This window comes from Acinetobacter seifertii (genome assembly GCF_000368065.1).
In the GTDB taxonomy this organism is placed as follows: domain Bacteria; phylum Pseudomonadota; class Gammaproteobacteria; order Pseudomonadales; family Moraxellaceae; genus Acinetobacter; species Acinetobacter seifertii.
Window position 1 is genome coordinate 1,054,165 of the sequence record NZ_KB851200.1, and the last position, 13,663, is coordinate 1,067,827.

The following is a 13,663-nucleotide window of genomic DNA, read 5'->3' on the forward strand; positions in this document are numbered from 1 at the left end:
ATAGAAATAAAATTAGGATGAAATCAGATGAATCAACAATATGACTATATCGTGATTGGTGCTGGCTCAGCAGGCTGTGTGGTCGCAGCAAGACTATTAGAAGCCAAGGCAGGGCGTGTTCTTGTTCTAGAGGCAGGAAGCCGAGATAGCAGCATGTTTCATACCATACCTGCCACGGTGGTTAAAGTATTCCAGCAAAAATCATGGCAATACATGACTGTTCCGCAGAAATGTTGTAATCATCGTGAAATGATCCTTGCACAAGGAAAAGTGTTGGGAGGTGGAAGCTCGGTCAATGGCATGATCTATTGCAGAGGCCAACGTCAGGATTATGATTTATGGGCGTCAGAGTGGGGATGCAATCAGTGGTCATATCAGGAGGTACTGCCTTTTTTTAAGAAAGCAGAAAAAAATGAAAGTCTTGCTGATGAATATCATGGACAAGATGGCATTTTACCTGTCAGTGAAAACCGCTATCGCCATCCTTTAACGCTTGCTTGTATTAAAGCAGGTCAGCAAATGGGGATGAGTTACGTCAATGATATTAATGGTTGGGATCAGGCGGGTGTAGGGTTTTATCAAACTACTACTCAAAACGGTTCTCGGGCGAGTACTTCTAAAACCTATTTAAAGTCAGTCGAAAACCACCCAGACCTTACGGTTATTACGGATGCCTTGGTACATAAAATTGAAACTCAAGGTGATCAGGTTACTGGGGTTACTTATAGTGTTAGCGGAAAATCACCAATTACGGTAAAGGCTCAAAAAGAAGTCATTCTGAGTGCTGGTGCAATTGGCAGTCCTAAGGTTTTATTACTTTCGGGAATTGGTCCAAAACAGCATTTAGAGGAACTCGGAATAGAATGCATTCGTGACTTACCTGTAGGTGACAATTTTCACGATCATTTGCATATGTCGATTAATGCGACAGTAACAACCAATAATAGTCTGCTTGGTGAAGACCAAGGTTTAACCGCTGTACGACACTTTTTACAGTGGTGTTTTACGCGTTCAGGATTGCTAACCACCAATATTTTAGAGGGTGGTGGTTTTATTGACACCAATAACAATGGTCGACCTGATGTCCAATTTCATTTTTTACCTGTGCTGGATAATTTCGATAATACCCCTGGTGAAAAAGCAGTTGCTCAGGCACATGGCCTTACCATTAAAGTCGGGCATGTACAGCCAAAAGCACGTGGGACTTTACGTTTAAGCAGTAAAGATCCAAAAGATTTGCCTGTCATTGACCCTAATTATCTAGGACATCAAGAAGATATTGACGCAAATATCCGTGCGGTACAGGCCGGACTTCGCTTATTACAACAACCAGCATTGAAAGCGATTGTCAAAGAAGTGATTGAGCCTGCAAATGTCGATCCTGATGATATTGAAGCGATTGATAAATGGATGCGTCAGAACATTAAAACGGTCTATCACCCCGCAGGTAGCTGCAAAATGGGTAATGCTCCGCAAGATTCGGTCACCGATCAGACGCTTAAAGTACATGGTTTCAAAAACTTACGTGTGGTGGATTGTTCTATTTGTCCACAAGTTCCAAGCGGTAATACCAATGCAATTGCCATTATGATTGGTGAGCGTGGTGCAGACTTTATTTTGAATCAGGTCGCGTAGTTACTGTCATATCAATATTTAGAAATGAAAAGAGGAAAAGAAAATGAGTGAAGTTCAGATTTTAGCAAGCGTACAGCAATTTATGGCACGTCAACATGGACATTTTATTGATGGGAAGTTAGTTGCTGCCGAGCTTTTAGATAAAGTGGATATTGTGAATCCATCGACTGAACAAGTGGTTGCTCAAATTAGTATTGGTAGTCAACAAGATGTAGATAGTGCGGTAAAAAGTGCTGAACATGCTTTTCAAAATGCTTGGGCTGAAACTACGCCGTATGAACGTGGCGTTAAACTGAACAAGTTAGCCGATTTAATTGAGCAACATGGTGAAGAACTTGCACAGCTTGAAACTTTGTCTACCGGAAAACTTATCAATATTTCAAGACACCTTGAAGTCGCACAATCTGTTATTTTCTTGAGATATTTTGCTGGTTGGGCAACTAAAATTAATGGTCAAACCATGCAACCCTCTATTCCGTCTATGCAGGGTGAGAAATATACGGCCTTTACTTTAAGACAACCGATTGGTGTGGTTGCAGGGATTGTGCCTTGGAATTTTTCACTCATGATTGGTGTATGGAAAATCGGTTCAGCTTTAACAACTGGCTGTACCATTGTGCTTAAACCAAGTGAGTTTGCCAGCTTATCTTTATTACGTTTAGCCGAACTTGCGATTGAAGCAGGTATTCCAGCTGGTGTAATTAATGTGGTTACGGGTAAGGGCGATACAGGGCAATATTTAATTGAGTCGCCGCTGGTTAAGAAAGTCTCATTTACAGGTTCAGTACCAACAGGTATTACGATTGGTAAACTTGCGATGAGTAGTGATTTAACCCGTGTAAGTCTAGAGCTGGGCGGTAAAAATGCCATAGCTGTTTTGGCTGATGCAAATATTGATGAGATTTTACCAACTTTGCTGCAAGCAACTTTTGTACATCAAGGCCAAGTTTGTGCATCGCCCGAGCGTTTTTTTGTACACCATACAAAACATGATGAACTTGTCGAGAAACTCTCTAAAGCACTCTCGCAGTTCAAAATTGGATCGGCTATGGATGAAGGAAGTATGTTTGGTCCACTCTCTAATCAGCCACACTTTAATAAAGTAAAACATTATTTAAATATAGCTAAAGCCAACAACCAGATTATTGCGGGTGGTGAGGCTTTAGATCAGACAGGGTATTTTGTACAACCGACTTTAATTTCCTTTAAAAATACGGATGATCCTTTATTTTCAGAGGAAACTTTTGGTCCAGTGGTCGGGGTAATGCCATTCGAAACTGATGAAGAACTCGTTCAACTGATGAATGAGTCGCGCTTTGGTTTAACCGCTAGTATCTGGACAAATGACTTATCTAAAGCTTTGCGTTTAATTTCTAAAATTGAAGCAGGGACCTTGTGGGTCAATATGCATACGTTCTTAGATCCATCTGTTCCATTTGGTGGGGTAAAAGCTTCAGGAATTGGCAGAGAGTTTTCTGATGCATTTATTGAAGATTACACCGAATTAAAATCGGTGATGATTCGTTATTAATTTTAAAAACTAAATGCAGATATAAAAAATGGCCCCTATAGGCCATTTTTTTTGAATCATTAAATTAACCTAATAAAAAATCCTTTAGGATTTTATTAAAAGCTTCAGGCTGTTCTACATTGGAAATATGAGATGCGTCTATTTCTGCAAGTTTTGATTGTGGAATGCGTTGCTGCATAAATTCACCATCTGCAACAGTCGTTACTGGGTCTTGAGTTCCAGCAATCACCAATACAGGTATTTTGATGTCGTTTAACTGCTCACGGACATCCGCTTTAGCCAAAGCCTCACAACAATTGGCATAACCCATTGCGCTGCCAGCACTTAAGTCGTTACACAGGTTGTTGACAATAGAAGGATGACTTTGGATAAAGGGATCTGTAAACCATCGCGAAGCTGCTGTAGCTGCGATTGGTTGTAAACCTTGTTCACGTACTAATTTTGCACGGTCAAGCCATGCTTGTTCTTGTCCAATTTTAGCGGCAGTATTTGCCACAACTACATGACTAAAACGGTCAGGATAGTGAATTGCCAGCCATTGACCAGTTAAACCACTCATAGAAATACCACAAAAAGCAGCTTTGCTAATATTTAGATGATCCAGTAAACGGATAACGTCTTCACCTAATTGCTCTACAGTATATGGACCGTCAGGCGTAGATGATGAACCGTGACCACGAGTGTCATAGCAAATCACAAAAAATTGATCTTTTAACTCATTAAACTGTTTTTGCCACATACCATAGTTGGTACCTAAAGAGTTGGAAAACACCAAAGCAGGGGAGGATGGTTCGCCAAAGGTTTGATAGTTAATTTGTGCTTCGGCAGCTTGAAAAGATGGCATTTGTTTCTCCTTAAAGTGCTTCAACACGTTCAATAATCAAAGCAATACCTTGACCTACACCAATACACATTGAACATAAGGCATAACGACCACCTGTTTGTTCAAGCTGGTTTAAGGCTGTAGTGACTAAGCGTGCACCTGATGCACCCAGTGGATGGCCCAATGCAATTGCGCCGCCGTTTGGATTTACCTTGTCAGAATCATCTGGCAAACCTAAATCACGAGTCACTGCCAAAGCTTGTGCAGCAAAAGCTTCATTGAGCTCAATTACATCCATCTGATCTAAAGTCAGGTTGGCTTGTTTAAGTAATTTTTTAATGGCTGGTGCCGGAGCAAACCCCATAATACGTGGTTCTACACCCACCGCTGTTGAAGCAATGATCTTGGCACGTGGTTTGAGGTTGTAAGCTTGAACCGCCTCATCAGAAGCAATCAGCAATGCGGCTGCACCATCGTTAATCCCTGAAGCATTGCCTGCTGTTACTGTGCCATCTACTTTAACCACAGGTTTAAGTTTGCTTAAAGCTTCAAGCGTAGTAGATGCACGTGGATGTTCATCGGTATCAATCACAACAGCATCACCCTTACGCTGAGGGATTTCAACTGCCACGATTTCTTTAGAAAAAAAGCCTTTGGCTTGCGCGCTTGCGGTGCGTTGTTGGCTCACCAAGGCAAACTGGTCCTGATCTGCACGATTCACGTTGAACTGTTCAGCGACGTTTTCGGCAGTCTGGGGCATGGTGTCTACACCATACAATTCTTTAAGTTTAGGGTTAATGAAACGCCAACCCATAGTGGTATCTTCAATCTTCTGGCTACGGCCAAAAGCACTGTCAGACTTACCCATCACATAAGGTGCGCGGCTCATGCTTTCCACACCACCTGCAATCACCAAGTTCGCTTCACCTGCTTTAATGGCACGGGCAGCAATGGCAATGGCATCGAGTGAAGAACCGCACAAACGGTTAATCGTGGTTGCCGGCACTTGATACGGTAAACCTGCAAGCAATGCCGACATACGGCCTACGTTACGGTTATCTTCACCGGCTTGATTGGCACAGCCATAGATCACATCATCGACCTGTTCCCAATCTACATTTGGGTTCCGCTGGATTAAAGCCTTAATCGGCACAGCCCCAAGGTCATCGGCACGGACAGGTGCAAGGCCACCGGCATAACGGCCAAATGGTGTACGGATGGCATCGATGATATAAGCGTTTTTCATTCTAACTTTTGTCCTTTACTTCAGGCCTTTTTAGCCATTCTCCGTAAGTATTTCGAGGTGGCGACATGGATGTCGCCTCGTTGCTCAGCACAACAGGGAGGTTGTGTCTGAGTAACAAAGGTTTTTGGTTACTTTTTTAAAAAAGTGACATGAATTAGCTGGTGGCATCTGGTTTCAACAGATAAGACTCCGTTGTGATGATTTATAAATTTTCATATCAACGGATAACATCATGGCTGTAATTTACTGTGATATCCGTAGGTCTGTTGTATAAGCGATACCTTACTTTTGAAAGGTCAAAAGTAACAAAAACCTTCGTTGAACAGAGGAGGCTTCCTTGCCTCCCTGTCCAACGGGCGACATCCATGTCGCCTGTCACGATACTGAATGCTGTAATAGATTTTTGCTATGCAAACCTTAGCCTTGAGTCGCATCAATCAAAGTTGCACCAGTCAAAGCCTGTAACTCATCAAAGCTAAGACCTTCCACTTTCTCAATCACCTTTAAACCATCTTTGGTCACATCAATCACGCAAAGATCGGTGTAAATACGGTCAACACATTTTTTACCCGTAACCGGATAGCTCAGCTCAGCCACAATCTTCGGTTCACCTTGCTTAGTAACATGGTCTGTAGTGATAAATACTTTCTTGGCACCTACAGCTAAATCCATCGCACCACCCACGGCAGGAATCGCATCCGGTGCTCCCGTGTGCCAGTTCGCCAAGTCACCATTCGCTGCAACCTGAAAGGCGCCAAGCACTGCAATATCAAGGTGTCCACCACGCATCATGGCAAATGAGTCACCATGGTGGAAAAAGCTGCCGCCTTCAAGCATGGTCACGAACTCTTTACCCGCATTAATCAGTTCAGGGTCTTCTTCACCTGCCGCTGGTGGTGGACCAAAAGCCAACAGGCCATTTTCAGAATGAAGGAAAATATCTTTATCGTTAGGTAAGTAACTTGCAATCTTGGTTGGTAAGCCAATGCCTAAGTTTACATAGGCGCCATCGGGAATATCTTGTGCCACACGTTTTGCAATCTGGTCACGGCTGAGTTTCTGGTAGCTCATGTTCTTTCTCCTTATTGCTTACTGTGCTGGCGCTACTTGTACAACGTGTTGTACAAAAATACCTGGGGTAATGATGTGTTCTGGATCTAGTCCACCGAGTTCAACCACTTCAGAAACCTGAGCAATGGTGACATCTGCAGCCATGGCCATAATTGGCCCAAAGTTACGTGCAGATTTACGGTAAACCAGATTGCCCCAACGGTCGCCCTTATAGGCTTTAATCAAGGCAAAGTCTGCTTTGATTGGATATTCGAGTACGTAATCTTTCCCATCAATCTCACGGGTTTCTTTGCCTTCGGCCAAAAGTGTTCCAAAGCCTGTTGGGGTAAACACAGCGCCTAGGCCCATACCCGCCGCTTGAATACGACACGCCAGATTACCTTGAGGCACGACTTCAAGATCTACTTTTCCGGCACGGTACAGTTCATCAAACACATAAGAGTCTGACTGACGTGGGAAAGAACAGATTACTTTTTTAACCGAACCAGCTTTAAGCAGTTTAGCCAAGCCATAATCGCCATTACCGGCGTTATTGCTGACAATGGTTAAATCTTTAATACCCAGTTCAATAAGACCGTCAATGAGTTCAGCGGGTTGTCCTGCGGTACCAAAACCACCAATCAGAATGGTTGCACCATCTTTAATCTGCGATAGAACCTCGCTTAGTGAGGACTTACTTTTGTCAATCATGTGAGAAACCTTAGAGCATGAGGTAACGTGATGTATTACTACCGCTAAAAATTTATTGAAATTCTTAATGGTAGTAATAAATGGAATAAATTTTGTGAGTCAAAAGCGAACTTTTAACTCACATATACTTTCAATTAAGCACTAGCGCGACGACGTTCAACTTCAGTTGAAGGAGCGGCAGCGGCATCTTTAACAAGTTCGATGTTAAATGTGATGTGTTTGAAAGCGTGATCTAAACCACGGCGTTGAATTTCAGCTGGGTCATTTACATCAACTGCTGTTGCCACTAAGCCGTCACGGGTTGCGAAGGCAAAGTCGTCCCATAAGTACTCATCACCCTCAATGTTGAATTGAGTAGTCAGCTTGCGGAAACCTGGCGCAGAAACGAAGTAGTGAACGTGAGATGGACGGTTACCATGACGGCCTAATTTGTTAAGAAGGGCTTGAGTTGTACCTTCTGGCGGGCAACCATAACCAACAGGCATCGTGGTTAATGCAACATATTTACCATCAGCATCAGTCAAAATACTACGGCGTAAATTGAAGTCAGATTGAGACTTATCAAAGAATGAATAGTTACCCAAACTGTTGGCATGCCATACTTCAACTTTGGCATTTTCAATGATCTTGCCATCAGTATCGGTCACAGTACCTTCAATAATTAAGGTATCGATTTTGCCAGATTCTGTACCATCATCCATACGCGCAAAGCCAACAGATTCAGGCGCGCCAGCTACATAAAGTGGGCCTTCGATGGTACGTGGTGTGCCACCCGTAACGCCAGCTTTTGCATCAGCTTCATCAGCACGTAAATCAAGATAGTGCTCTAAACCTAAACCAGCTGCCAAAAGACCAAGTTCGTTTGCTTGACCTGCGTCTGTGAAATATTCCAAACCTTTCCATACTTCTGAAGGTTGGATGTCTAAATCTTCAATGGCTTGAAATAAATCCTCGAGAAGGCGCACAACAATTTGTTGAACACGTGCATCGACTTCACCTTTAGCAGTGTCGACATTCATTTGTTTTACAAGCGCATCAATTTGTTGACGGTTCATACTAAAACTCCTTAAGTATGCAATACGGTTTTGGGTGGCAGCGCTGCGGGCATTTTGTTTTGCTAGCGAATAAGTGCTGCCACATTCCTTTTTACCTTCTGAATAATCTGCTTGGTTTTTAAATGGACTTCAGAGATCACATTTAAAAAATTTTTTGGTTTACGAATCATCATCACGAACAGAAGATGGGTGACGGTTCATTGCCATCACTTCAATGTCCATATATGGATAGAGAGGTAAGCCCTGTAAAATGTTGTGCAATTCCTCATTGCTCTCAACATCAAAAATACTGATATTTGAATACTGGCCTGTAATACGCCAGATGTGACGCCATTTACCTTGGCGTTGTAAATCTTGTGAATAAGCCTTTTCAACGGCCTTAATTTCATTTGCTTTGTCGGCTGGCATATCAAGTGGAATATGCACATCCATACGTACATGAAATAACATGGGAAACTCCTTATCCTGTTGCCTTAACGACGTAATTTCTCAATCTTATCTTCATCAATTTCAATGCCTAAGCCCGGAGCTGTTGGCAAATGCAATTCAAAGTTTTCGTAACGTAGCGGCTCTTTTAAAATTTCTTCGGTCAGTAATAACGGACCAAATAATTCAGTACCGAACGCTAACGTTTCAAAAGTTGCAAATGCATGAGCAGAAGCAATACTTCCTACAGGGCCTTCAAGCATGGTACCGCCATATAGGTCGATTCCAGCTAAACCAGCAATTTTGCCAACTTCACAAGCTTCGATCAGGCCACCAGATTGTTCAATTTTCACGGCAAATACATCTGCACCATGATTTTTTGCAATACGGTATGCGCTGTCAGGACCAGTTAAGGCTTCATCTGCCATAATTGCGACATCAAAACGCTGGGTGAGGCGAGCAAGTGCTTCGGTATTTTGAATTGCACATGGCTGCTCGATTAAATCGATTCCACCATCTTGGAGCTGTTGAATACCTTGAATACATTCAAGCTCTGACCATGCACGATTTACGTCAACACGTACACTAATATCTGCACCTAGTGCTTTTTTAATCGCAATCACATGGTCAACATCTTGCTGTAAAGGACGTGCACCAATTTTAAGTTTGAACGTGTTGTGGCGCTTCAGCTCAATCATTTTGCGAGCTTCAGCAATATCTTTTTCAGTGTCACCAGACGCAAGCGTCCAAAGTACAGGTAAACTATTACGCAGACGGCCACCTAAAACTTCGCTTAATGGCACACCTAAACGTTTGGCCTGAATATCAAGTAGGGCAGTCTGAATGGCACACTTGGCAAAGCGGTTACCATTAATATTTTTACGAATCAGTTTGAGTGTTTGTGCAACATTTAAATCTTTAACTGATGTCAGTAATGGTGCAAAGTAGGTATCAATATTGGCTTTGACACTCTCAGGACTTTCTTCACCATAGTTCAGCCCACCAATGGTGGTGGCTTCACCCCAACCGACAATACCATCCGTGGTCGTAATTTTAACGAGTACCAAAGTCTGGATACGCATAGTAGTCACAGACAACTGGTGAGGACGGATAGTTGGAATATCCACAAGTATGGTTTCTATGGTTCTATACATGAAGTTTCAACTATTACGAACTTGTTTGTATACCATAGAAGAATGTAATAGCCTAAAATAGATATAGAACGGTATTTTAAGATACTAAAAAGGTATATTAATGGAATTAAGACATCTACGTTATTTTGTTACCGTGGTTGAAGAACAGAGCCTGACCAAAGCCGCAGAAAAGCTTTTTATTGCCCAGCCGCCTTTAACACGCCAAATCAAAAAACTAGAAGAAGAATTAGGGATCGATTTATTCGAAAAAGGCTCTCGTCCATTAAAAGTAACGGAAGCAGGGCTGTTTTTTTACCAACATGCGGTGCAAATTTTGACGCATACGGCTCAAGCTGCTTCGATGGCTAAAAAAATGAAGCTAGTCGAGAACGTTGTTAAAGTGGGTTATGTGAGTTCACTTCTTTATGGACGATTACCACAGGTCATCTATCTATTTAGACAAAAAAATCCTGACATTCATGTTGAGCTTATTGAGTGTGGTACACGAGATCAGGTTGAAGCATTAAAACTCGGTAAAATCGATTTAGGTTTTGGTCGCTTGCCAATTAGTGACCCTGCCATTAAAAGGCTTTTACTTCGCAAAGAAAAATTAAAACTCGCGATTCATAAAAAACATCCTTTAAGTGAGTTCCAAGGGTCAGGAATTTATTTATCTCAAATTATTAATGAGACAATTTTCTCTTATCCAACTACACCTAGACCGAATTTCTCGACCACTATTCAAGCTTTATTTACCAAATTAGGTCTAGTTCCAGCCAAACTGACAGAAGTCCGAGAAATTCATATGGCACTTGGACTAGTGGCATCTGGCGAAGGTATTTGTATTATTCCGGAAAGTGCCTGTGACATTGGTATGAAGAATTTAACTTACTTAAATATCTTGGACTTAGAAGCCTATAGTCCAATCTCTCTATCCATGCGCAACATGGATCAAAGTTCCTATATTCCTAAAATTTTAGATTGCATTGAAGAGATTTATAGCGAAGAAGATGTATCTAGAAACTTGAATTTATAAACCTTTAAGGTTCTTAAAGTGGATATTTCATGTTATTTTAAAACTTTAAACCTATAGGTAATATGTAAAAGGAATTATTGAATGAGAAAAATTTTAGGTTTAGTTTCACTTATTATGTCTACTAGCGTTGTACATGCAGAACAATTAAAAGAACAAGAAAAAACCTCTCCATATAGCGCAAATGTTACTTTTGCTAGTCAATATATTTCACGTGGTTTCCAACAAACATGGGGTAAACCAGCCTTACAAGGTGGATTGGATTATGCTAATCCTAATGGTTTTTTTGTAGGGACTTGGGCATCAAGTGTCAGCTCTAACTATCTGCGAGATGCCTCGGTTGAATGGGATTTTTATACAGGTTATTTAAAAACAATTGATAAATTTTCAATTGGGATGTCGGTTTTTTACTACTACTACCCAGGTGCGAAAAGTACACCAGAAACGGGGAGTAGCACTTATAACTATGGTGAGATTGTACCTCAAATTGGCTATGGCCCTTTAAGCCTTAAATACTTTGTGACTTACACACCAGATTATGCTGGTTATAACTCTAAAACCATGGGGGGACCTGCTGGTAAAAGGTCGAGAGGATCAAGTTATTTAGATCTTAACTTTACCCAGCCTATCAGTGATACTTGGACTTTTGGCGCTCACTATAGCTATGAAAGAATCAAAAACTTTTCAGAGTCGAATTTTCAGGATGTTAAAGCCGAACTTATTAAAGATTTAGGTGATGGTTGGAGTACAGGACTAGCGTATACAAAAGCATGGGATAAAAATGCTTATTATAAAAAGTATAGCAATGGTGAGGCAGGCGCACCTGTTTCAAATCCTATCGATTCGACTTTTACAGTATCTGTAAAAAAGGTCTTTTAATTTAAATTTATTAATAATGGTCTCATTAACTACGTTTGAAAGTTAGGTGTAAATTTAAACTTCCAAACGCAGTTAAAATTAATTTTTATTGAACTAAGGTCGGCAAATTAAGGATGACTTGTGCATCTTCTATAACATCTAAGCGTAAAATTTTTGAAGCGCCAAGTTCATTTAATAACTTTGTTAAAGGCCCATCGTGTTTCTGAAGTTGAACATTCTTTGGAAAAAGCTTTTGTGCAAAAGAAAGAATGTTGGACTCAACTTCTGTTTGATGCCATTTTCCATCGACTACATGTAGCATCGTTGCTTTATTAATATGAGTTTCAGAATCGACACGTTTTAAAGTCGGTACAGGAGTTTTTAAGCTTAAATCTAATTTTCCATTAAGATCGGCAATATTGGCTTGCACTTCTTTTTGGTTAATGTCGATGTCAATTTTCGTTAACCATTTTGGTAGCTGGTAACCATATACCCCACGGACTCTGGCAATTTCTGTATCTACAGGTAAAGCCAAAACATGTGCATAAAAATGACGTTGACGTATGGATTTCATCAACTCCGCAATATGTGGTCCGTGAGCATTAGGTTTACGTACAACAATCGCAATCGAAACTTCGTTATAAGGGTCATTATCACAAACTGAATAGCTAAAGAATGTGATCGCGACCAATCCATAACCCGGAAATGGTTGTAACGGTGTTAAGGCAGCAGGCAGTTTTGCTTTAATCTTTTTAATGGGCGCAAGCATGAGCAGTTGTACATTCGCACTACGATAATAAAAATTGGGTGCCCAGACAGGGCCTACACGTGATTCCACAATTTTTTTAGGAATATGACGGAAAAAGTCGATGTTACCAACAGCAGGATCTAGAGCGACTTCATCTAAATCGGGGTTCATTCTGAAACGGTCATAATAACCACCTTTGGGTACTTTGACTTTTTGTTGCCCAAATTCAACTTCAGTAAACCGTTGTTTTGTATTCATGAAAGTTCACCTTTACATTAATTGACCGAGTAGCTAATGCTGTATATTTCAAGACGTGTTAATTTAGAACCAGTTCAGAAACTATAAGTTTAAAGTTAACTTTAAAGTCAAGATTTTAATTTTGATGATTAATGTCTTTGACATTTAAATGAAATAAAAAAGGGGAAAGATGAGAAGAATTTAAGACGGTACTTTCATATAAATTTTATTTTAAAAATACAATTAAGGTGATTGACCTTAAAGTTAACTTTAAGCTTAGTATCAATATTCAAATTTTATAACCAATCTATAAACAGTTTTTTAGCAGGAGAACAAAGATGGGATATGTAACCACAAAAGACGGCGTAGAAATTTTCTATAAAGATTGGGGTCCACACGATGCCCAAGTATTATTTTTTCATCATGGTTGGCCTTTAAGTTCAGATGATTGGGATACTCAATTACTTTTTTTCCTTAAAGAAGGTTTTCGTGTAGTTGCTCATGACCGCCGTGGGCACGGGCGTTCAAGTCAGGTGTGGGATGGTCACGATATGGACCACTATGCAGATGACGTTGCAGAAGTGGTGAAGCATTTAAATATTAAAAATGCAATTCATATTGGCCACTCAACAGGTGGTGGTGAAGTGGCTCACTATATTGCTCGCCATGGTCAAGAAAACGTTAAAAAGGCTGTGCTTGTAAGCGCAGTACCGCCGCTTATGGTTAAAACTGAAAATAATCCAGAAGGGTTACCAAAAGAAGTTTTTGATGACCTGCAAAATCAAGTTCTCACCAACCGTGCGCAATTTTTCCGAGACCTTCCATCTGGTCCATTCTATGGTTTTAACCGACCAGATGCGAAGCCATCTGAAGGTGTTATTGCTAACTGGTGGCGTCAGGGCATGACAGGTAGTGCCAAAGCGCATTACGACGGTATTGTGGCATTCTCGCAAACTGACTTCACCGAAGACTTAAAGAAAATCACCATTCCTGTTTTGGTGTTACATGGTGATGACGATCAGATCGTGCCTTATAAAACTTCTGGCGTGAAATCTGCTGAATTGCTTCAAAATAGCCAACTCAAAATCTATCCGGGTTTTTCTCATGGCATGTTAACTGTCAATCATGAAGTGATTAATGCGGACTTGTTGGCATTTATTCGTGAATAATTAAAAGC

General features: G+C 40.9%; 13 protein-coding genes. 5 read left to right on the top strand and 8 right to left on the bottom strand.

Annotation, left to right across the window (positions count from 1 at the left end; genetic code table 11):
* The first annotated feature begins 27 nt into the window (after positions 1-27).
* Both F985_RS12415 and F985_RS12420 read left to right on the top strand, forming a co-directional pair.
* A complete protein-coding gene (locus tag F985_RS12415; RefSeq protein WP_004701419.1) occupies positions 28-1,635 on the top strand; it encodes a GMC family oxidoreductase in 1,608 nt (535 codons plus the stop codon).
* Between the two features lie 43 nt (positions 1,636-1,678).
* Positions 1,679-3,166, top strand: a complete 1,488-nt coding sequence (locus tag F985_RS12420; RefSeq protein WP_004701421.1) for an NAD-dependent phenylacetaldehyde dehydrogenase — start codon at positions 1,679-1,681, stop codon at positions 3,164-3,166.
* 64 nt (positions 3,167-3,230) lie between these two features.
* On the opposite strand, the gene pcaD is transcribed toward F985_RS12420, so the two are convergent.
* From pcaD to F985_RS12455, 7 genes are all read right to left on the bottom strand, one after another.
* A complete protein-coding gene (gene pcaD, locus F985_RS12425; protein ID WP_004701423.1) occupies positions 3,231-4,010 on the bottom strand; it encodes a 3-oxoadipate enol-lactonase in 780 nt (259 codons plus the stop codon).
* A gap of 10 nt (positions 4,011-4,020) precedes the next feature.
* On the bottom strand, positions 4,021-5,235 hold the full coding sequence (pcaF, locus tag F985_RS12430; protein WP_004701424.1) for a 3-oxoadipyl-CoA thiolase: 1,215 nt from the start codon (positions 5,233-5,235) through the stop codon (positions 4,021-4,023).
* A gap of 417 nt (positions 5,236-5,652) precedes the next feature.
* On the bottom strand, positions 5,653-6,306 hold the full coding sequence (locus F985_RS12435; protein WP_000121765.1) for a 3-oxoacid CoA-transferase subunit B: 654 nt from the start codon (positions 6,304-6,306) through the stop codon (positions 5,653-5,655).
* Positions 6,307-6,324: 18 nt separating this feature from the next.
* Entirely contained in the window at positions 6,325-6,996 is a 672-nt protein-coding gene (locus tag F985_RS12440) for a 3-oxoacid CoA-transferase subunit A (protein ID WP_004701426.1), read from the bottom strand.
* A 134-nt stretch (positions 6,997-7,130) separates the two neighbouring features.
* The gene (gene catA, locus F985_RS12445) at positions 7,131-8,051 is read right to left on the bottom strand and encodes a catechol 1,2-dioxygenase (protein WP_004701429.1); all 921 of its coding nucleotides are present in this window, start codon (positions 8,049-8,051) and stop codon (positions 7,131-7,133) included.
* A 159-nt stretch (positions 8,052-8,210) separates the two neighbouring features.
* Positions 8,211-8,501: a muconolactone Delta-isomerase gene (gene catC / locus F985_RS12450; RefSeq protein WP_004701431.1), complete on the bottom strand. Its 291-nt coding sequence runs from the start codon at positions 8,499-8,501 to the stop codon at positions 8,211-8,213.
* Between the two features lie 23 nt (positions 8,502-8,524).
* A complete protein-coding gene (locus tag F985_RS12455) occupies positions 8,525-9,631 on the bottom strand; it encodes a muconate/chloromuconate family cycloisomerase (RefSeq protein WP_004701433.1) in 1,107 nt (368 codons plus the stop codon).
* 100 nt (positions 9,632-9,731) lie between these two features.
* On the opposite strand from F985_RS12455, the gene F985_RS12460 reads away from it, so the two are divergent.
* Both F985_RS12460 and F985_RS12465 read left to right on the top strand, forming a co-directional pair.
* Complete coding sequence (locus F985_RS12460; protein ID WP_004701435.1) at positions 9,732-10,646, top strand: LysR family transcriptional regulator; 915 nt, start codon at positions 9,732-9,734, stop codon at positions 10,644-10,646.
* A gap of 81 nt (positions 10,647-10,727) precedes the next feature.
* Positions 10,728-11,522 (top strand): TorF family putative porin, encoded by a 795-nt coding sequence (locus tag F985_RS12465; protein WP_004701437.1) that lies wholly within the window; start codon positions 10,728-10,730, stop codon positions 11,520-11,522.
* Positions 11,523-11,607: 85 nt separating this feature from the next.
* Here F985_RS12465 and F985_RS12470 read toward each other — a convergent pair whose 3' ends face one another.
* Positions 11,608-12,507 carry an acetoacetate decarboxylase family protein gene (locus F985_RS12470; protein ID WP_004701439.1) on the bottom strand — a complete coding sequence of 300 codons (900 nt, stop codon included), beginning with the start codon at positions 12,505-12,507 and terminating at the stop codon, positions 11,608-11,610.
* A 317-nt stretch (positions 12,508-12,824) separates the two neighbouring features.
* Between F985_RS12470 and F985_RS12475 the strand changes: the two genes are divergently transcribed.
* Entirely contained in the window at positions 12,825-13,655 is an 831-nt protein-coding gene (locus F985_RS12475) for an alpha/beta fold hydrolase (RefSeq protein WP_004701441.1), read from the top strand.
* The last annotated feature ends 8 nt before the right edge of the window (positions 13,656-13,663 follow it).